Raw genomic sequence first — 18,880 nt, forward strand, 5'->3', positions numbered from 1 at the left:
CTACCGGAGTTCCCGCAGCCCCGCCAGCATCTCGTCCATCTCGGCGTCCGCGACGGCGAGCGAGAAGCCGTCGATGCGGGCGAGATCGACCGCGTGATCCCAGAGGGCGTCCGATTCGAGTCCGTGCAGGACGACCGCGTTGGGCGTCGGCGTCACGACTCGCAGCGCGACCAGCGGTGACTCGCCGCGAGTCACGTCCGTAAACACCAGCGCCCGGTTGGTCGACTGCCCGTAGAGCTGGTAGAACTCGTCCGAAGAGAGCCGCGTGATCGCGGCGATGGAGTTGATGACGGTGTGGCCGGCGACGGTGTCGGCGTCGCCACCGACCAGCTCGGTGGCGTCGATGGCGTCGTAAAAGTCCGCCAGTGGGAGGTTGGCCGGGTACTCGCCCAGATCGTGGACCACGTCGGAGTCGAAGCCGGCCGACAGGACGCGAGCGTGCTGGCGGATGTGTTCGCCGCCGCGTCGCTCGTCGATGTCCAGCAGCGCCGAGACGACCCGCTGGACCACGCCGATGCCGGGGTTGTCGCGCCGCCCGCTCTCGTAGTCGGAGACGACAGAGGGCGACACGTCGAGCGCGTCGGCCAGTCCCGTCTGGCTCACTTCGAAGTCCGTGCGCCACTTGCGGACGGTCTCTCCGGGCGCGTCGCTGAGCGCGATCTCGCCCGCCATCTTCTCGGCCAGTTCCGCCCGCGGTCCCCGAACCATACCTCACCGTCTACACGGAGACGGTCAAAAGCGTACCGGAGCCGCCGTCACCGACCGCTGTTCGCGAGGGTAGCCCCGATCGCCCCACCGATCGAGCCGAACACGAGCGGGTAGACCAGTCCGGCGAGCCCGATCGCCGGCACCAGCGTCGGCCCGCCCGACGAGGAGTCGACGGCGACGGTAAAGAGGAAGGCCCCGGCGATCGCCAGCGGGAGGTAGCCGGCCGTGACCGCGCCGCCGGTCCGGAGCGCGTCGCCCACGTCGGTCGCGTCGGCCATCCGGGCACCGAAGAGACCGGCCGCGATCAACAGCGCCGGTGGGAGCACGTACAGGACGGGCGACAGCGCGTCGCCCTGTGCGATGTAGTTGAGGACCTCCGTGCCGCCGAGAAACGGGATGTCGATGTCGATCGTCGTCGTCACGCCGTGGGCGTTGTAGAACACCCAGCCGACGAGCTTCCAGGCGACGCCGCCGTCGCCGACCGCCTCGACGATCTGATTCAGGCTCGACTCCTCGACGGCGGGGCCACTGAGCACGTACGTGAAGACGTAGCCCAGCACGTACGCCCCGATCCCGCTTCCGGCTGCCGGTCCCAGCTCGCGAACAGTTTCTTTCATGCCGTTCGCCCTGCGAGCAGCCACGGTATATGTCTTTGGGAGCGGTCGCGGGGCAAACACTGATGCCGGCGACGGCGAAAGCGACCGTATGGCAACGAGCGCGTCGCTGACCGAGCCGTCGGTCCTCGCACACACGAAGCGCGAGCTGTTTCCCGGCGACGATCCGGACGGCTACGTCGTCGCGGACACGCAGTTCGCACAGGAGCGGTGGGTCGATCGTCGCCCGATCGCCGAGGAGACGAAGGCTGCACTCGCGCCGTTCAACCACGTCCGGGTCGGCACCGGCTACCCGGATCTCGTCGGCGTCGGACCGCTCGATAACGACTTGCTCGCGGTCGACCGACAGGGCGAGCGGCCGCCGCTGGTGGTCGTCGAGGCCAAGGGCTACTCCGGCGGGACGGTCGACGGCGAGCGTGCCGTCGTCCAGGCACACGACCGGCTCGACGAGGCCAACGTCGCCTTCGTCTCGGCTCCGCTGGCGTCGATCCGAGACGGCGAACGCACGCTGGCGCGCGAACTGAACGTCGGCGTCCTCGGCGTCACCGAGAGCGGTCGTGTCGAAGTGCTCGAACGACCCAGAGTCGTCGGGAACCGGACCGACGGCGAGGCCGGCGCGATCCGGTTCCAGGCAGGTGCCCAGGGCGTCGCCGAGAAGAGCTTCGGGCTGAACCATCCCAAGAACTACCTCGCCTACCCGCTGGCGGTCGCACACGACGGCGAGACCGAGCGGCTCGTCGCCGACCACGTCGTCGGCGCGGTCGACGCGGCTCGCCAGGGCGCGGCCTTCCTCGGGCTGGTCGACGCCCAGCCCCGGCCGACGCTGACGCCGCTGGGTCGGGAGGTCGTCCGGTTCGGACTCGAAGAGTTTGGGACGCTCGAAGCGGCAGTGGTCGACTTCGAGTCCTATCGCCGCTCGCGAAAGCGGTTCGTCGACGTCGCCCCGCGCTGGGGACAGGTCGCTCGCCGCGTCGTCTACGCCTATCCGGCGACGACGCTGCTCGTCGAGGAACTCCAGCAGATGCACGACGACGGCATCGACGCCCCCTCGCTGGTCGAACTGGTCGAGTGGCTCCACGCTCACCACCCGACGTTCACCGTCGAACTGTTCTTCCGGGGCGACGAGAACGTCCGCGAGCGCGTCCTGAACGAGGGTGGCGAACTCAGGGACGCGCCGCTCTCGGACGGCGACAGCTACCACTCACCGACGGTCTTTCAGCTCAAGGCGATGCTGTACCACGCCGGTCTGCTCACCGACCGCGGGGCCGAGCCGTCGAAGCTCGATCCAGAGCGCGACACGTGGGCGCTGTGTCACCCGGTCTGACCGCCGGTCGGGAACGTCGTCACCGTCTCGATGCCGTCGGGCGAGAGGCGGACCCGCTGGTTCGGTGCCACGTCGTCGAAGGTCCGTTCGGTCCCGTCGGGCCAGGTGACCGTGATCGTCACGTTGCCCTCGCCCGCGAGGCCGACGTGGCCGACCTGACTCTCCTGTGAGAGGTAGTCCGTCTCCGAGTACTGGACGACCCGCTGGGTGCTGTCCTCGCCGCTCACGGTCACGGTCGCGCCCAGTGCCGTCCCGCCGGTCTCGTCGACGGCCCGGAACTGCAGGCGATCCGTGTCGCTGGTGACCGTGTTCTCGTAGACGGCGAATCGGTCGCCGTAGGCGGCCGATATCACGTCCTGATCGCCGTCGTTGTCGAAGTCGAGTGCGACCAGACCACGTCCGTCGGTCTCGGGGAGCCCCCGCTCGTCGGCTGCGAGGTTCTCGAAGCCCCCGTCGGTCCGCTCCCAGAGCATGGGGAAGGTGTAGCGTGGATCGTCGGGGTCCAGCCGGAACACGTTCTGGGTCGCGTGCATGAGGTCGCGGTCCCCGTCGTTGTCGAAGTCCGTCGCCGTCGCGGCCCACCCCCAGCCACCCGTCTGGACGCCCAGGGACTTGGCTCGATCCTCGAACGTGCCGTTGCCCTGATTGACCATCACGGTGTTGCCCTTCGTCCGGCCCGAGTGGAAGGCGAACGTCGACATCCGTTCGAGCAGCTCGTAGCGTTCCTCGGACATGTTGTCCCGTGAGATGGGCAGTTCGATGTTCGTGACGAACACGTCCCGACGCCGGTCACCGCCCAGGTCGGCGACCTCGACGGACATCCCGTTTCGCGCGGTCGGTCCCTCCAGCTGGCGCTGGCTGAAGCTGGCGCCGCCCTCGTTGACGTAGAGCACGTCGGTGTTGAAGTCGTTCGCCACGTAGATGTCCGGTCGGCCGTCGTCAGTCAGGTCCGTTGCAGTGGCGGCCAGACTCCAGCGATCGCCCTCGATGCCGGCGTCCTCGACGCGCTCGAACTCGCCGCCGACGTTGCGATAGAGGTAGTTAGGGTAGCCGTTGTCTGACGTGAGCGTCTCGTTCAGTGCGCTCTTGCCGGCCGGGGTCTTTTCGAGCCAGTCACCGGACTGGTAGAGGAACAGGTCGACGCGGCCGTCGCCGTCGAAGTCGGCTGGCGCGGCTCCCAGGGGATGTGTGACGTTCTCCAGACCCACGTCGTCCGGTTCGAACGATCCCTCGTCGTTGTGGAGCGCGACGACGCCACCGCCCCGGGGCAACAACAGGAGGTCCTTCCAGCCGTCGTCGTCGTAGTCGACGAACGTGGCGCTCTTGAACTGCCGGTCGTACTCCGGTAACGCGCCCGAGCGACTGAACTCGCCGCCGGTGTTCTCGAACAGCACCGGCCGTTGGCCGCCGACCGCCAGCACGTCGTCCCAGCCGTCGTTGTCCACGTCGGCGACGTAGACGCCCGCGTTGCCGTTGCCGGCACCGCCCGCCACGTCGTCGCTGTAGTTCAGCCCCACCTCTCCGGTCACGTCCTCGAAGCCGATCTCGCCGCCGGTGTCGCTGCCGCCCCCCATCTCGGCGATCGAAGTGCAGCCGGCGGTCACGGTCAGCAGTGCGACGACGGTGACCGCCAGCGTCCGTCGGTCGATCATGGTGTCGGGAGCGCGCGGTCCTCGCGCGCGGGAACGACGAGGGCCGTCCGCCCCTTCGTTTCGAGGTAGTCGACGATCCCGTGTTCGTCGTCGTCGACGTCGAAGTCGTACTCCTCGGGCTCCATCGCCCGTCGGGTGGTGACGAAGTCCTCGATGTCCTGCTGGATCGAGGTGAAGTTGAAGTCGACCGGTTCGGGGGCGTCCGTCGCGACCCCCTCCGAGCGCCGCAGGATCAGCGGATCGAACGAGTCGTCACGGATGCTCGCCAGCTTCTGTGAGTGGCCGACGCGGGCGTGTCGGTCGGCGTCCTCGGTCATCCGATCGACGTCCGTCTCGGTGATCGAGCTCTCGCTGCCGAGCTTGTCGGCGGTCTCGCCGATCTCTTCGGGGTCGTGAGCGGGACAGAACATCTTCTCGGTGCGGTCTTCCAGGTCGCCGCTGTCGTACCAGCGATCCAGGTCGATGTGCAACCGACCGACTGCGGCCGTCGTCCCACCGGCGAACGGTCCCGAGTCGATCGTCACCGCCGCTTCGCTGGGCTGGGAGTCTTTGAAGCCAGAGCGAAATCCCATCGAGAGAGGTGCGTCGTCTGGCACGTCGTCCTGTTCGACCTCGTCGGCGACCAGCCCCTGTCCCACGACGCCGGTGCGGCGCGTCGTCCGTTCGAAGATCCCGGACAGCGTCGCGTCGAACGCGACGCCGTTGAGTTCGTCGATCTCGCCCCACAGCGCTTCCTCGGCACCGATCGTCAGCGAGCCCAGATCGCTCGTCAGGAAGAGGACCGCGTCGAACTCGTCCGCGTGTTCGGTGTCCTCTCCGATCGATTCGAGGAGCGATTCGGGCGACGTGAGCTGCTCGACCGAGCTTCCGAGCCGATCGAAGTATCGGCTCGTGTAGCCCAGCATCGTCAGCAGGCCGTCGTTGATCGCCGCCGACGGGTCACCGCCGGTTCCCCACCTGACTGCCGCTTCGAGCGTCGAGAGGGCCTCTTCGACTCGCTCGCGCTCTGCGGTCGTCGGCGGCACCGAGCCGACGTAGGAGAGTCCCAGAATGACCTGATGCTGGGGCAGCGACGTGTTTCCGTGTGCGCCGTGGACGAGATACTCGTTCCACTCGTGTTGCCCGTCGGGCAGCGACGCCGTGTCGGTGCCAGACGGGAAGCGACCGCCGCCCGTATCGGTCTCTCCGCCCTCGTCCAGTTCCCGGTCCATGCACGCGGCGAGCGCGGCCGTCCCACCGATCGCAACCGCAGATCGGACGAAATCGCGGCGAGAGATCCCTCGCAAACGGTCGGATGACATTGACTGGCATTACCTTCACACCCTGATAATTCTTTCGCGAAGACGCTGGCATTTCGGTGTCGCCGAGTGAAACGAACCGGTTTTGGCCACGCAGATCTCCTCGCTGCCCACCAGCAGTGAACGATACCGCCCGAGCGTACGGACAGTCCCGTCTAGGACAGCGTACCGAGCGGAATCCCGTGTCATCCGTCGGATCGGTTTCGGCGAGGCGACAGATTCCGACGGCGAACTGATCCAAAATCATATATGTAATGGTTTGCCAACCATAGGCCATGACAACGGACGACCGTGGTGGCTGCGGTTCGCGGGCGACGCGGCGGCGTGTACTCGAATCTCTGGGTGGGACCGGAGCGGTGGCGCTGGCCGGCTGTCTCGGATCTGACGGGGCGACGACAGAAACCAGCACCGACGATTCGGTGACGATCGGACTGTCCTCGCCCGAGTCCGGTCGCTACTCTCCGATCGGCGATCACGAGCGGCGAGGGTTCGAACTCGCGGTCACCCATCTCAACGAGGGCGGGGGCCTGGTCGGTGGCGATGGGTTCGCTCGTCTCTCAGGGGACGGCGTGCTCGGACGGACCGTCGAGACCGCCGTCGCCGACACGGAAGGGGACGCCTCGACGGCCGAAACGAACCTCCAGCAGCGACTCGGCGACGACGAGCTGGCCATGTTCACCGGCGGTGTCGCGGGCAGCGTCGTCACGACACACCGGGATCTGGCGGACGAACACGAGACGCCGTACTTCGTCGGCACGTCGACGCTGAACCAGCTCACCGGCGAGAACTGCTCGCCACACGTCTACCGCGAGCTGTTCAACTCTCGCACGCTGGCCCGTGCCCTCGTCCCGGAAGTCGTCTCCGACATCGACGGTGCCCAGTTCTTCTTCCAGGTCACTACCGACACGATCGAAGGACGCGACCTCAAGCGGAGCATCAACCGCTACGCGACCGCGAGCGACCTCGACTTGCGGCCCATCGGCACGACGACGGTCCGGTCGGGCTCGACCGACTTCGAGCGAGCGCTCTCGGAAGCGTCGAGCAACAGCGTCGACATCGTCTTCCTCGATCTGTTCGGCCTCGACGCCGTCAACGCGATCCAGCAGGCCAAAGAGATCCTCTCAGAGGATGCAGTCATCGTCGTTCCGTTGCTCACCCAGTCGGTCTCGGATTCGCTGGGCGAGCGGGTCGAGGGAGTCTACGGCACCGTCGGCTGGCACGAGAACCTCGATACGCCGCTGTCGAGCAAGTTCGGCGACGCCTACCAGAACGAGTACTCGGGAACGATGAGCACCACGGCCCTCGTCCCACCGGGCCCGGCCCAGAACACGTACGGACAGGTCCTGTTGTGGGCCAGCGCGGCCGAGGCCGCCGGCACGTTCGACGCGGACGCGGTCCGGTCCGAACTCGAAGGGGTCGAGTACGCACTCGGTGCGGGTTCAGAGACGATGCGGGCCTGCGACCACCAGGCGATGCGAGCCGTCCCGGTCGTTCGTGGCAGTACCGGGACGGACTCGGTCGGGAACTACTTCGAGCTGTTGAACGGGCGGCGAAACGTGGAACCCGGCTGTGACGAACCGCCCGCGTCGGCGTGTGAGCTGTAAGCACGTACGGTCACTCCGGACCCGCCCACACGCCGCCGTCGGGACGCGACTCGATCTCCGTCTCACCAGGAGTGTAGCTCCGAGAGCGTCCCGTCTCATACTGCCGGCTGTCCGTCTGTACAGCAGTTCGCGACCACGGGGTCGCGAACGTCTCGAAACAGAGACAGCCGGCAGTATCAGTCGCGCCCGGTCAGTTCGGAGAACAGCGATCCGAAGTCGTCGACGTTCTCGGAGAGGTCGTCGACCTCGTCGGCCAGTCGCTCGACGCGAGCGGTGATTTCCGCGTACGCTTCGCTCTTCGCTCGGGCCCTCGGATTCATCTCGGACTCCAGTGTCGCCTGCTTCGAAAGGGCTGCGAAGTACGCTTGCAGGTGGTCGTCGTACGTATCGCGGCGCATCATCGCTTCGACCGTCTCCCGGAGATCAGCACCCGTGACGGGCTTCGTGAGGTAGTCGTCGAAGGGCATGTCGACGATGTCGACGTCGGGATCGACGGCCGTGACCATCACGACGCGACAGTCGAGCCCACGCTCCTGGACCCGTTGTAGCACCTCGTCCCCGGAGAGACCTGGCATCTGTCTGTCCAGGAGGACGATGTCGACCGACTCGTCGGCGTACTCCAGTGCCTGGTCACCGTCGTACGCGACGCTGGTTTCGTACTCCTCGCCGAGCCACATGGCGTACAGATCTGCAACGTCGCGTTCGTCGTCGACGACGAGAATCTCGGGTGTCTCGGCGTCCGTCTTCAGTTGCACGCCAGATGCCTCCGTCCGTTCGTCGTCCCCCCGCCACATACTGTCCCCCAATTTCGCCATACCACAGATAAATCTATCTACCAGATTATCGCCCGTGATTATGGACAGGCGACGCGTCACCCCCCGTCTCACCGGTCGGTCTTCGACCCCGCAGTGGGGATCGGAGGGACGATGCCGATCCCGTTCGGCGCTGGCGACCCCACGACATTGATACGCCGTCGCCACTCAGTAGTCACACCGATGACCGATCACGAAGCGATCGAGACGGTCGTCGTCAAAGCCGACGAGATCGTCACCGCACTGGAGGCCAGCCAACGGGGGACCCAGACCGCCCTTCGTGTCACGGCTCCGTTCAGTGCTCGCATGCGGGCACGCCTCCACGTCGAACAGCCCGGCGACGGCGACGACGACGCACAGCTGTTGCTCTCGCCGCGCGCGCTTCTCGACGACGATTGTCCGTCGCTGCCCACCTCAGACGAGACCGCCGAGAGGCTCAGGTCCGAATCCGACGAACAGTACTCCGTCGAGCGCCACCGCGAAACGCACGAAGCGGCCCTCGAAGAGTGGCGGTCGACGGTCCCAGAGTACGTCGTCGACTCCGTCGAGCTCCCCGCCGCCGGAGGCGCGGTCACGGTGGCGCTTCTCTCGGCCGCGGACCGAGAGTGATCGAATCGTCGTCGCTCGGTAAGCCGACGTTATAAAACGTTTCGGGACATTTCGCGCCGTCGTAAAACGTTCGTACGCACTTCGTACCAGCGTGAAATGAACTGAAACAGTCCGAAGCCTCGACCGGTTATATGATGCTCTCGGTCGTGGTGATCGATAGGTGTCCCCGATGTCAAGCTCGACCAACAACGACCTTCGATCGTCGCTCCAGTCGGTACGCTCGGTGAGCGAGGTCGGTAAGCACGTCTTGCCCCCGATCCGGGCGCTCGCGTTCTGGATCGCCATCGCACTGCCCTTCCTCTATCTGCCGCTTCTGGCGGTCGGCCTCTCCAGCCAGAGCCTGACTGGCGCGTTCCTGACCCTCTTGCTGTGTAACGCCGTCGCCCTCCTCGTCGGCCACAAGCACCTGCGAGAGTGACCTCCGTCGCCGTCCCGGCTTTCCTGTCACTTCGTCTGTAGTTTGGGCAATATATTTAACACGTACCGACACGTAATACTTGTATGGCCGCATACGGCCGGCCGTCACTTCGAGACTTGTTCGACGAATCGCCGACGCCCCACATCGCGCACCCGCCGCGCACACACCACCGAGACTTCTACGTCGCTACCGACGGCTCGTATCGAGAGTCGTCTGGCGGACTCGGGGTCGTCATCGAGACGCGGGACGGGGAGCGCGTCGCCCGGCTGTCGGTCCACGACGGCGCGCCCGACAACAACGTCGCCGAGTATCGAGCGCTCCACCTCGGGCTCGACATCCTCGCCGCTCGGGCACCGGGCGACGCCACCGTCGGACTCCTCATCGACCACGACGACCTCGCGGCCAACGTCAACGCCGCGATGCTCGCCGTCAAGAACGCGCAGTTCGACGCGAGCCACCCGGTCTCGATCCCTCGCTCGACCGGGCTCCACTGGCGTGGCATTCGAGCCCGCATCAACGGCTTCGACGAGGTCAGGGCCGCACGGATCGCCAGCGGATCGAACCCGGCCCACCCGCTGGCAAACGCCCCCGACCAGTACGCACACGTCAACGACGAGCCGGCCCGCTGTGTGCTCCCCGAGACGCCGACCGTCGACGAGCAGGTCCCTCCGCCCTCGCGCTCGAACCGAGGCGGCGCGAGCGACTGACGACGATCAGTCGTCCTGTGCGTCGACGACTGCCACGCCCGCCATGTTGACGATGTCTTTGACTTCGTCGCCACGCTGGAGGACGTGGACCGGCTTGTCCATGCCGACCAGCATCGGGCCGATCGCCTCTGCACCGCCGAGGCGCTGGAGGAGCTTGTAGCCGATGTTGCCCGCTTCGAGGCTCGGGAACACGAGGACGTTCGCCGGGTCGTCCAGTTCGGAGAACTCGTAGGTCCCCTGGAGGATGTCCTCGACGACGGCCGTGTCGGCCTGCATCTCGCCGTCGACCGGGAAGTCCGTCGCCGGGTCCTCCCGGAGGCGCTCGGCGGCGCGACGCGGTGCCCGCGTGCTCGGGGAGTCGACGCTGCCGAAGTTCGAGTACGACAGCATGGCCGCGCGGGGCTCGACGTTGAACCGCCGTGCCAGCTCGGCCGTGTGACGGGTCACTTCCGTGAGCACGTCCGCGTCGGGGTCCGTGTTGACAGTGGTGTCCGCACAGAAGACGACCCTGTTGCGGAAGGTGAGCATGTAGACTCCCGCTGCGTACTCGGCTTCCGGTGCGGTCCCGACGATCTGGAGTGGGGGCCGCAGCGCGGAGGGGTAGTGGTGGGTCAGCCCGGTCAACATCGCGTCGGCGTCGCCCATCTCCACCATCACGCTGCCCAGGTAGTTGCCGTCGGTGACGAGTTCGTCGGCCTCGCGTCGCGTGACGCCTTTCCGCTGTCGCAGTTCGTACAGCCGATCTGCGTACTCGTCGAGGCCGCCCTCGTCGGGATCGACGATCTCCGGCTCGAAGGCCAGCCCGAGCGTGTCGGTGATCGCCGAGATCCGGTCCCGGTCGCCCAGCAAGACCGGCTCGGCGATCCCTTGCTCGATCAGCTGGTAGGCCGCGCGGATCATCTTCTCGTCGTCGCCCTCGGCCAGCACTACCCGTTTGGGGTCGCTCTTTGCCTTGTTGAGCACGACTCGCATCATCTCGCGGGACTTGCCGAGCCGCGCCTCCAGCCGTTCGACGTAGTCGTCGAGGTCGATGCTCTTGCGTGCTGCGCCGGAGTCCATCGCCGCCTCCGCGACGGCGGGAGTCACCTCGAAGAGGACCCTGGGGTCCAGCGGCTTGGGGATGATGTACTCGGGACCGAACTGCAGCGGCTGGTCGCCGTAGGCCTTGACGACGGCGTCTGGCACGTCCTGACGGGCGAGTCGAGCCAGCGCGCGGGCCGCCGCGACCTTCATCTCCTCGTTGATCTCGGTCGCGCGCACGTCGAGCGCACCGCGGAAGATAAACGGGAATCCGAGGACGTTGTTGACCTGGTTGGGGTAGTCCGACCGCCCCGTGGCCATGATGACGGTGTCGTCGCGAGCGGCCTTCGCCGTCTCGTAGTCGATCTCCGGGTCGGGATTGGCCATCGCGAAGATGATCGGTTCGCTCGCCATCGATCGGACCATCGCCTCGTCGACGACGCCACCGACCGAGAGGCCGACGAACGCGTCGGCACCGGCCAGTGCGTCGGCGAGGTCGCCGCCGGTCCCCTCGCTGGCGAACTCCGCCTTGTAGCGGTTCAGTCCGTCGTTCTCGACGCGGTCGGCAGTGATGATCCCCGAGGAGTCACACATCGTGATGTTCTCTTTGCGGACTCCCAGAGAGACGTAAAAGCGGGCCGAGGCGATGGCGCTCGCCCCGGCACCGGAGAAGACGATCTCCATCTCTTCGAGCTCTTTGTCCACGATGTCGGCCGCGTTCAGCAGCGCCGCCCCGGAGATGATCGCGGTCCCGTGCTGGTCGTCGTGGAACACGGGCACGTCCATCCGTTCGCGTAGCTCGCGCTCGATCTCGAAGCAGGCCGGCGCGGCGATGTCTTCGAGGTTGATCCCGCCGAAGGTCGGTCCCATCGCGTCGACGGCCTCGATCATCGCGTCGGGGTCGTCGGTGTCGAGTTCGAGGTCGAACACGTCGATGTCGGCGAACCGCTTGAACAGCACGCCCTTTCCCTCCATCACCGGCTTGGACGCCTCGGGGCCGATGTCGCCGAGGCCGAGCACCGCGGAGCCATCGGAGACGACGGCCACGAGGTTCCCGCGTGCGGTGTACTTGAAGGCGTCCTCCGGGGTCTCGTGAATCGCCTCACAGGGCGCGGCCACGCCCGGCGAGTACGCCAGCGAGAGGTCTCGCTGGGTGTTGGTCGGCTTCGTCGTCGCGATCTCGATCTTTCCGGGCGGTGCCCGGCCGTGGTAGTCGAGGGCGTCCTCGTCGAGTCCCATACGTGGCCGTCGATCCCGACGGTAAAAAAGGCCCGTTTCCCGTCAACAGACGAATGGTACTACGACGGTCGTGGAACTGTGTCGGCAGTCTCGGACGGCCGCGAGACGAGCGGCTACCTGCTCGTCAGTTCGTCGACGCGGTCGGTGAGTTCGTCGACGGCCGTCTGTTGCTGGTGCGTGGCCGACACGATCTGGCCGGTCGCCGTCTCGGCCTCTTGGGCGTGTTCCCTGGCTTCCTCGACGATCGACGTGATGTTCTCGATCGCAGTCGCCTGATCGTCGTTGGCGTCGGCGACCTCCTGAATCCCGCTCGTGGCCTCCTCGACCGCCTCCGTGATTTCGTCGAGCGCCGTGAGCGCCTCGTCGATCTCGGACTCCGCTCGTTGGACCCGTTCGTGGGAGTGGTCGACCATGTCGGCGGTCTCGGCCGCCTGCTCCTGAATCGCGTCGATACTCGCGGAGATATCCGAGGCGTGGTCGCTGGTCTCGTTCGCGAGGCTCTTGACCTCGTTGGCGACGACGGCGAACCCGCTCCCGCTCTCGCCCGCGCGGGCCGCCTCGATGTTGGCGTTGAGCGCGAGCATGTTCGTCTGCTCGGCCACGTCGGCGATAATGTCGACGATCTCGTTGACCTCGTCCATCTGGGACTCGAGATCCGTCACGCTGTCGACGAGGTCCTCGCTCGTCTCGGTGAGGTTGTCCGTGACCGCTTTGACCGCCTGGCCGGCGTCGGATCCCTCTTCGGCGGCGTCGCGAGCCCGCTGTGCCGCCGACGCCACCTCGCTCGACGTGGCGGCGACCTCCTCCATCCCGGCACCGATCTCCTGGACGGTATCGGCGGCCGTCGTCAGCGACGTGGCCTGCTTCTCGACGCGTTCCTCGACCGCTTCGGCGGCGTTCGTGGTCTGTTCGATCGTCGACGCGAGCGCCTGGGCCTGGTCGTCGACCTTGTGGGTCAACCGTTCGACCTGCTCGGCCATCTCGTTGAGCGACTCGACGACTTCACACAGCTGGTCGTCGACGTGTTCCTTGCCGTCGTCCTCGGTGAACGAGGCTCGGGCGTCGAGCTGCCCTCGCTGGAGTGCCCCCATCGTCGACTCGACTTCCTCGACCAGCGTCTCGATCGCCTCGTGGCGCTCGGCCTCTTCGGTCCGATCCTGGACCATCTCGACGACGGCGACCAGCTCGTCCCCGTCGTAGATCGGGGCCGCACTGAACGAGATGTGTCGCTCGCTGCCGTGTTGATCGGCCATCACGCTCCGGTCCCGATAGAGCGTGAATCCGGCGTCTTCGACTTTCGGCACGTCGTACTCCAGATGAGTTCGTTCGGGGGCGTCGAGTACCTTGTCGGCCAGCGTCTTCCCGCGCCGACCGTCGGGGTAGAAGGCCATACTGGCCATCTCCATCTCCTTGGCGTCCGTCTCCGAGACGCCGGTGAGGTCCTCAAGCGAGCGGTTCCACGTCAGAATCTCCCCATCGGGGTCGAGGACGAACAGCGGCGTTCCGACGTGGTGGAGCACGTCGTGGTAATCGAACCGATCCGTCGCCTCCGACGCCGCGTCTCCGTCGCCGTCGGCCTCGAAGGCCTCGATACCGGTTCGGGAGACGAACTGCGCGGTTTCCAGGCGCTCTCGGAGCTCGCGCTCGACCGCGTCGATCGAATTCTGGGCATCCGGGCCGACCTCCTTCCGGAGCCGCTCGAAGGCGTCTTCGACGAGCGACTCGGTGACGAGTTCCTGTGTGGTGAGGAACGCCGAGCGGCTGGCACCGACCTGATCGTACTCCGCCACCAGATCCGCAACGTCGGAGCGGTCGAGCGCGAACTGCCGGTCGACCTGGCGACGACCGACCGCAGCGGCGTCGGATACCTCGAAGACGGCGTCCAGTTGCGACGCGTCGACGTCGACGACATCACCCTCGGACTGTGACTCTCTCCGACCGACCGTTCCGCCGTCCGGTCGCGCCTCCGTTTCCGTCGTGTCGCTCGGCCCGAGCGCGTCGACGATGGCGTCGAACATATCTCTTGTTCCTTGCTCCACTGGTGTGGTAGATAAACGTATCCACGCTGGTATCAAACCAGATAACACTGTCGGCCGTTACTCCGTGACGGTCTTCGCCACTCGGGGTGGCGAAAGCGTGCACCGAGGTACGACCGGTGGTATACCCCGATGGCCGCGACAGAGAGAATGGGATAAGTGCGTGGGGCCGATAGCACGACTATGACGAGTCGTTTCCGTCGGCTGTTGCTCACCACGACGGCCGGAACGCTCCTCCTGATGCTCGTCGGGCTCTACACCGCCTACAAGGGCGCAGGGTTGACCTGTGAACAGCGATGGCCGCTCTGTGACGGCTGGATGGGCCTGTTCCCCGCGAACCTCGTGAGTTTCATCGAGTGGTCCCACCGGCTGCTGGCGATGCTCGTCGGCTTCGCGCTGCTTGGCGTCCTGTATCTCGCCTGGCGACGCCAGGACGACCGTCGGGTGAAGTGGGCCGTCACCGCCGCCGTCGTACTGCTCCCCTCCCAGATCATCCTCGGTGCGCTGACGGTGACGGAGTTTACTGCCCTGATCACCGCGGCGCACTTCTTTACCGCCTCGCTCATCCTGCTCTGTCTCACGGCGGCCTGTGTCTGGACCGTCGAACCGCCGTCTGTCGGTGGACTCCGCACGCTGGCGATCCTCGCTGCTGTGGCGGTCCCCTTCCACCTCGCGCTCGACGGCTCCCTGTTTGCGGTGCCGGTCAGCGTGCTCACCGGCTACTACGCCCTCTCTTTCCTCCTCTGGGGCGCGCTCGTCGCGGGGGCGCTGTGGGCACACGGCCACGGACTCCCTCGTGCGCGTCTCCTCTTCGCGCTGGGCAGTGCCGTCACCTGGTTCGACATGCTCGTCGCACGCCGGAAGTTCGGGCTCGACCAGACGCTGACGGACGCGGGTGCGGTGGTCGTCCTCGTCCTGATCGCGGGCGCGATCTGGACGCTCTCGAAGCGGTCGAAGACCGGCGGTCTGGCCGCGACGCGGGCGGACTGATACGGATTATTGTAGCGATTTACCGGTGATCGTCTACTCCGTGGCGACGATCACCGGTAAGCAACTACAAGAAACCGTATGATACGGACTGCCGGTCGGCGATCGTCACATGAAATCGGAGAGCCCGGACTGCTGGTCGCCGTCGTCGCTCTCTTGGCTGCCGTCGCTGTCGTCCGCCTCCCCGTCGTCGCCCGCGGGCTCACCGCCAAGCGTCGCCTGTCCACCGTCGTCAGTGTCGTCGTGGGTGTCGTCTGTGCCGGTCGCGTCCTGTGTCGTCTCGCCGGCACTGGCACCCTCGAAGGCACCGTCCGACCCCTCGACTGCGGCCTCCTCTCGAAGCTCCTCGGCGTCCTCGACGATCGACTGGACCTTGTTGGTGTCTTTTCCCGACCCGGTGACGAAGGCGACGTGGCTGGCGTCCATCTCGTACTGGGCGGCCATCGCGACGGTGAGTTCGCGGTTCTTGCAGTGGTGAGTCATCGTTGCGAGGAAGGGCATGATCTCCCGGCGTGCAGTGCGCATGCTGACGCCGTTGACGGCGGCGATCTGCTGGGCGATGTGGTCTCGCGTGTTGCGCGTGCCCTTCGAGCGGCCCAGCTTCGACCAGTAGCTCGGGGGGCCGTAGCGAGTCCAGCCGCCCTTCGTTCCCTCGCGGGCGGCGGCGACTCCGGCGGTCATGTTGTCGCCCGCGTAGCGCCAGAACGAGTAGTTCTGCTTCGCGCGTACGCGCCCGAGCCAGCGGTCGGCGTTGGCGAGAAACTCGTAGGCAGTCGTCAGCTCGCTGCCCGCGTACTCTTTGGGCATGTTGTCCTCGATCCAGTTGATGAGGTCGTCGGGCGTCTCGTCGACGTCGTAGCTCGCTTCGAGTGCTTCTTGGGGACCGGCTTCTTTCAACAGGAGATCGAGGTAGTCGAAGATCCCCTCCGTCGTGTCGCGCTCGCCGGTGACCACGTCGTCGGCGGCGAGGTGGTCCCGGCCCTCCGCAAGCGCCTGGAGGTCCTTGATCGCTCCCCGGAGGTCGCCGTCGTTCATCTCGGCGATCTCGGTCAGGGCCTCGTCGTCGAACGCGATCTCCTCCTGGCGGAGCACGTCCCGCAACACCGGCACGATCGAGCGCTTGCCCACGTCGCGGAACTCGATGTCATCACAGGCGTTGCGCAGCCCGTTGCTCATCTCGTAGAACTCGTTTGCGATGAGGATCATCGGCTGGTTGGCCTCTTTGACCAGCGACGTGATCGCCCGCGCTCCCCCGCGGTCGGCGTTGCCGTGGATGTTGTCGGCCTCGTCCATGACGACGAGCCGTCGTCCCGCTCCGCCCGCCGTGAGCGTTCCCGACTTTGCCGCCTCCCCGGCGACTTTCTCGATGACGTCTTTCGTTCGGGAGTCCGAGGCGTTGAGCTCGATCGTCGGCCACTCCATGTCGTTGGCCAGCGCGTGGGCCGCGGAGGTCTTCCCGATCCCCGGCGCGCCGTGGAGGATGACGGCCTCGCGGTGGTCCTCCCAGCTCTCGGCCCACTCTCGCAGGGCGTCGCGGGCCTTGTCGTTGCCCCGCACCTCCGCCAGCGTCGTCGGGCGGTATCGCTCCGTCCAGTCGGCCATTGACGTGTGCTTGGCGCGAGGCTCGTTTAGGGATTGCGGAGCGGGAGCGATCGTCGTCTCGAAAGAGAGACTGCCGGAACGGCAGGATGTCCACGGAGGATGGGGATGGAAGCGTGTGAGGTGGGCATCTGCCGTGCCGCATTGCGTTCACCGCTCGCCCTTGGGGAAGTGAGCGAGCGGCGGTGGCAACTGATGGCTTCGTACCGGCACTGTGGAGGGCACCGGTGTCTGGTGGTATCCGGCTGCCCCACATAAAACTATTGGAATTATTATAGTAACAATGGAACCGATTTACACACCGATCGCACTGCAGTCGTGCGATCGGGTGTGCATTGATTTTCAATGGCTACTATAGACAGCGTGTCGCGCCGCCGTCGACACCGACTACAGATCGCACGACGATGCGGGCGGCTCCTCACAGCCGGGTTCCATACCGCGTTTGACAGCGCGTAGTTCGAGGTTGTTGTCGATAGACTCCGTCTGTGCTCGACCGCGAACGATCGGGACCGAACGGATAGACTGGTGGTCACAGGCCCGCATCTCCTGTGTTCCCGCACCGGCTGCGTACCCAAGTCCTTCGAGTTCCGTCCGAAGCGCTGTGGCGTCGAAGCTCCCGGCTCGTTCGGCGGCGTGGGCAAAGAGGACGACCTGTGCGTAGACGGTCTGTGCCGGTCCCGGTGCGACGAGCGCGTCCGAGTCCGACCGCCCGTACTCGCGCTGGTAGGCCTCGCCGAAGGTGCCGGCCAGTGGGGTCCCCAGATCCTCGTGCCAGCCTGTCGTACCGTAGATTCCCGCCACCCGGTCCCCGAGCAAGTCCGCGATCGACTGCGTGAGATACGGCACTACCACCGTCGTATCCTCGGAGAGCGTGTCTCTGGCCCACTGGATCGCGTTGACGGCGTCCAGTCCGAACACGTCGAGAAAGACGAGTGTCACGTCGGAGAGGGTCCCCTCGTTGATTGCCGACTCGAAGTTCGTCGTTCCCGGGCGGACCGCGATACCCCCCGTCGGCCGCCAGGGGAGGTCACGGCGGGAGACGACATCGCTGATCGAGTGGAACAGGTCGTTGCCTTCCGGTGCGTCGGCGTAGACGTGGAAGGTCGACTGCTGGCTCGTGATGTCGCTGGCGAGCTCGGACACGAGCGACCGGGCCAGCGTCGTGGAGTTGAACAGGTGCCGGTAGACGTGGGGCGAGCAGCCGCTCCCGGTGAGTGCGTCGACCGTCGACGAGCCGACGAAGTACGGCGTCTCGTACTCGTCGGCGAGGTCGCGATTGGTCTGTGCGACGGATCCGGCGACGCCGCCAAACACCGCCGCGAACTCGTCGCCGTCGAGACGCGGGCGCACCTTCGATTCGGTCGTCGCGGGGCTGCCCTCCGTGTCCAGCACGGCAGTCTCGACGGTCGAGCCCAGCACGCCGTCGCCCGAGAGGGAACCGTACTCGGAGTCGTCGACGATCCCACCCCCTTCGTTGAGGTGCCTGACGGCCAGTTCGAACCCGTCGCGTTCGTGCTCACCGACGGGAGCGTAGTGGCCCGTCTCGGGTGCCGTGAGCGCGATCGTGACCGACCCGTCGCCGCTGCTCGTCGCGGTGGATGAGCTATCAGATCCCAGACAGCCGGCGAGTGCCAGCGTTCCAGCACCGCCGACAGATTCGAGCATTCGCCGCCGCGTGACGCGCGAACGACGCCCGTCGCAGTCCTCAGTGGTCATGGATCACAGTTGGTAAACCACCTCATATATCGTTTTGGGTATACGTTCTGTTCGTGAGATTCGAGATGAATCGAGGACCGGGATGTCGGCTCGATGGGATCGTCTCACTCGTCGAGCGGCGACGGCGTCGTCACTCGCACGGGGTTCGCGATGAGAGTAACTGACCGGGGAGGGCTCCGAACTTGCGAGAGACTCACTTCGTTCGTCTCACGTACCCTCGCTCACTGCCGTTCGCGAGGACCTACCGGGTTCGTCGCCCGGGCATACCATGACAGACTCGTCACTCACTGTCGTTCGTGACTCGCATAGTAATGGTATGCCCGGGGAGGGCTCCGAACCCTCGATCTCCGCATGACTCAGGTCGCAGGCGCGACGAACGCCTGCTGTCATGCCGGGTTGGTACCGCGTGAGTCTGACGACCCTATGAGTGCGGCGCTATGTCCAGCTAAGCCACCCGGGCGCGGTGCATTCGTTCGTTGTCCGGAGGTGCTCTTTAACGTTCTCATCTAGTGGCGGTCCGTGACGCTCTGGCACCCG

15 protein-coding genes and 1 tRNA gene are annotated in these 18,880 nt (G+C 66.2%); 6 read left to right on the plus strand and 10 right to left on the minus strand.

What is annotated here, in order from left to right; genetic code table 11:
* Both HMUK_RS08340 and HMUK_RS08345 read right to left on the minus strand, forming a co-directional pair.
* Nucleotides 1–708 carry a helix-turn-helix domain-containing protein gene (locus HMUK_RS08340; RefSeq protein WP_015762700.1) on the minus strand — a complete coding sequence of 236 codons (708 nt, stop codon included), beginning with the start codon at nucleotides 706–708 and terminating at the stop codon, nucleotides 1–3.
* Between the two features lie 47 nt (nucleotides 709–755).
* Nucleotides 756–1,325, minus strand: coding sequence for a hypothetical protein (locus tag HMUK_RS08345; RefSeq protein WP_015762701.1), 570 nt, complete (start codon nucleotides 1,323–1,325; stop codon nucleotides 756–758).
* A gap of 88 nt (nucleotides 1,326–1,413) precedes the next feature.
* Here HMUK_RS08345 and HMUK_RS08350 point away from each other — a divergent pair, with 88 nt between their 5' ends.
* On the plus strand, nucleotides 1,414–2,646 hold the full coding sequence (locus HMUK_RS08350; protein WP_015762702.1) for a hypothetical protein: 1,233 nt from the start codon (nucleotides 1,414–1,416) through the stop codon (nucleotides 2,644–2,646).
* Here HMUK_RS08350 and HMUK_RS08355 read toward each other — a convergent pair.
* Complete coding sequence (locus HMUK_RS08355) at nucleotides 2,634–4,298, minus strand: CRTAC1 family protein (protein ID WP_015762703.1); 1,665 nt, start codon at nucleotides 4,296–4,298, stop codon at nucleotides 2,634–2,636. The genes HMUK_RS08350 and HMUK_RS08355 overlap by 13 nt on opposite strands.
* Nucleotides 4,295–5,599 carry a DUF7405 family protein gene (locus HMUK_RS08360; RefSeq protein ID WP_223270945.1) on the minus strand — a complete coding sequence of 435 codons (1,305 nt, stop codon included), beginning with the start codon at nucleotides 5,597–5,599 and terminating at the stop codon, nucleotides 4,295–4,297. Before HMUK_RS08360 ends, HMUK_RS08355 begins: the two co-directional genes overlap by 4 nt.
* A 272-nt stretch (nucleotides 5,600–5,871) precedes the next feature.
* On the opposite strand from HMUK_RS08360, the gene HMUK_RS08365 reads away from it, so the two are divergent.
* A complete protein-coding gene (locus tag HMUK_RS08365; protein ID WP_015762705.1) occupies nucleotides 5,872–7,200 on the plus strand; it encodes a substrate-binding protein in 1,329 nt (442 codons plus the stop codon).
* A gap of 176 nt (nucleotides 7,201–7,376) precedes the next feature.
* Here the strand turns inward: HMUK_RS08365 and HMUK_RS08370 are convergent, their stop codons facing one another.
* Nucleotides 7,377–7,994 (minus strand): HalX domain-containing protein, encoded by a 618-nt coding sequence (locus tag HMUK_RS08370; RefSeq protein WP_126967130.1) that lies wholly within the window; start codon nucleotides 7,992–7,994, stop codon nucleotides 7,377–7,379.
* 201 nt (nucleotides 7,995–8,195) lie between these two features.
* Here HMUK_RS08370 and HMUK_RS08375 point away from each other — a divergent pair, with 201 nt between their 5' ends.
* The 3 genes from HMUK_RS08375 (at nucleotide 8,196) to HMUK_RS08385 (ending at nucleotide 9,746) form a co-directional block, all read left to right on the plus strand.
* Nucleotides 8,196–8,621, plus strand: coding sequence for a hypothetical protein (locus HMUK_RS08375; RefSeq protein ID WP_015762707.1), 426 nt, complete (start codon nucleotides 8,196–8,198; stop codon nucleotides 8,619–8,621).
* Between the two features lie 169 nt (nucleotides 8,622–8,790).
* On the plus strand, nucleotides 8,791–9,039 hold the full coding sequence (locus HMUK_RS08380; protein ID WP_015762708.1) for a hypothetical protein: 249 nt from the start codon (nucleotides 8,791–8,793) through the stop codon (nucleotides 9,037–9,039).
* An 83-nt stretch (nucleotides 9,040–9,122) separates the two neighbouring features.
* Nucleotides 9,123–9,746 carry a hypothetical protein gene (locus HMUK_RS08385; RefSeq protein ID WP_015762709.1) on the plus strand — a complete coding sequence of 208 codons (624 nt, stop codon included), beginning with the start codon at nucleotides 9,123–9,125 and terminating at the stop codon, nucleotides 9,744–9,746.
* Nucleotides 9,747–9,752: 6 nt separating this feature from the next.
* On the opposite strand, the gene HMUK_RS08390 is transcribed toward HMUK_RS08385, so the two are convergent.
* On the minus strand, nucleotides 9,753–12,005 hold the full coding sequence (locus tag HMUK_RS08390) for an NADP-dependent malic enzyme (RefSeq protein WP_015762710.1): 2,253 nt from the start codon (nucleotides 12,003–12,005) through the stop codon (nucleotides 9,753–9,755).
* A gap of 113 nt (nucleotides 12,006–12,118) precedes the next feature.
* Nucleotides 12,119–14,023 (minus strand): methyl-accepting chemotaxis protein, encoded by a 1,905-nt coding sequence (locus tag HMUK_RS08395; RefSeq protein WP_015762711.1) that lies wholly within the window; start codon nucleotides 14,021–14,023, stop codon nucleotides 12,119–12,121.
* A gap of 201 nt (nucleotides 14,024–14,224) precedes the next feature.
* Between HMUK_RS08395 and HMUK_RS08400 the strand changes: the two genes are divergently transcribed.
* Nucleotides 14,225–15,031 (plus strand): COX15/CtaA family protein, encoded by an 807-nt coding sequence (locus HMUK_RS08400; RefSeq protein WP_015762712.1) that lies wholly within the window; start codon nucleotides 14,225–14,227, stop codon nucleotides 15,029–15,031.
* A 105-nt stretch (nucleotides 15,032–15,136) separates the two neighbouring features.
* Here HMUK_RS08400 and HMUK_RS08405 read toward each other — a convergent pair whose 3' ends face one another.
* The 3 genes from HMUK_RS08405 to HMUK_RS08415 all read right to left on the minus strand — a co-directional run bounded on the left by HMUK_RS08405 (nucleotide 15,137) and on the right by HMUK_RS08415 (nucleotide 18,803).
* The gene (locus HMUK_RS08405) at nucleotides 15,137–16,630 is read right to left on the minus strand and encodes a replication factor C large subunit (RefSeq protein WP_015762713.1); all 1,494 of its coding nucleotides are present in this window, start codon (nucleotides 16,628–16,630) and stop codon (nucleotides 15,137–15,139) included.
* Nucleotides 16,631–17,014: 384 nt separating this feature from the next.
* Nucleotides 17,015–18,343 carry an ABC transporter substrate-binding protein gene (locus HMUK_RS08410; RefSeq protein WP_049940789.1) on the minus strand — a complete coding sequence of 443 codons (1,329 nt, stop codon included), beginning with the start codon at nucleotides 18,341–18,343 and terminating at the stop codon, nucleotides 17,015–17,017.
* Between the two features lie 317 nt (nucleotides 18,344–18,660).
* Nucleotides 18,661–18,803, minus strand: a tRNA-Met gene (locus HMUK_RS08415).
* Nucleotides 18,804–18,880: the final 77 nt, after the last annotated feature.

The organism is Halomicrobium mukohataei DSM 12286 (genome assembly GCF_000023965.1).
Classification (GTDB): domain Archaea; phylum Halobacteriota; class Halobacteria; order Halobacteriales; family Haloarculaceae; genus Halomicrobium; species Halomicrobium mukohataei.

Coding starts and splice junctions, on each gene's coding strand:
- HMUK_RS08340 (WP_015762700.1), bottom strand. CDS start 708: ATGGTTCGGGGACCGCGGGCGGAACTGGCCGAGAAGATGGCGGGCGAG.
- HMUK_RS08345 (WP_015762701.1), bottom strand. CDS start 1,325: ATGAAAGAAACTGTTCGCGAGCTGGGACCGGCAGCCGGAAGCGGGATC.
- HMUK_RS08350 (WP_015762702.1), top strand. CDS start 1,414: ATGGCAACGAGCGCGTCGCTGACCGAGCCGTCGGTCCTCGCACACACG.
- HMUK_RS08355 (WP_015762703.1), bottom strand. CDS start 4,298: ATGATCGACCGACGGACGCTGGCGGTCACCGTCGTCGCACTGCTGACC.
- HMUK_RS08360 (WP_223270945.1), bottom strand. CDS start 5,599: ATGTCATCCGACCGTTTGCGAGGGATCTCTCGCCGCGATTTCGTCCGA.
- HMUK_RS08365 (WP_015762705.1), top strand. CDS start 5,872: ATGACAACGGACGACCGTGGTGGCTGCGGTTCGCGGGCGACGCGGCGG.
- HMUK_RS08370 (WP_126967130.1), bottom strand. CDS start 7,994: ATGTGGCGGGGGGACGACGAACGGACGGAGGCATCTGGCGTGCAACTG.
- HMUK_RS08375 (WP_015762707.1), top strand. CDS start 8,196: ATGACCGATCACGAAGCGATCGAGACGGTCGTCGTCAAAGCCGACGAG.
- HMUK_RS08380 (WP_015762708.1), top strand. CDS start 8,791: ATGTCAAGCTCGACCAACAACGACCTTCGATCGTCGCTCCAGTCGGTA.
- HMUK_RS08385 (WP_015762709.1), top strand. CDS start 9,123: ATGGCCGCATACGGCCGGCCGTCACTTCGAGACTTGTTCGACGAATCG.
- HMUK_RS08390 (WP_015762710.1), bottom strand. CDS start 12,005: ATGGGACTCGACGAGGACGCCCTCGACTACCACGGCCGGGCACCGCCC.
- HMUK_RS08395 (WP_015762711.1), bottom strand. CDS start 14,023: ATGTTCGACGCCATCGTCGACGCGCTCGGGCCGAGCGACACGACGGAA.
- HMUK_RS08400 (WP_015762712.1), top strand. CDS start 14,225: ATGACGAGTCGTTTCCGTCGGCTGTTGCTCACCACGACGGCCGGAACG.
- HMUK_RS08405 (WP_015762713.1), bottom strand. CDS start 16,630: ATGGCCGACTGGACGGAGCGATACCGCCCGACGACGCTGGCGGAGGTG.
- HMUK_RS08410 (WP_049940789.1), bottom strand. CDS start 18,343: ATGACCACTGAGGACTGCGACGGGCGTCGTTCGCGCGTCACGCGGCGG.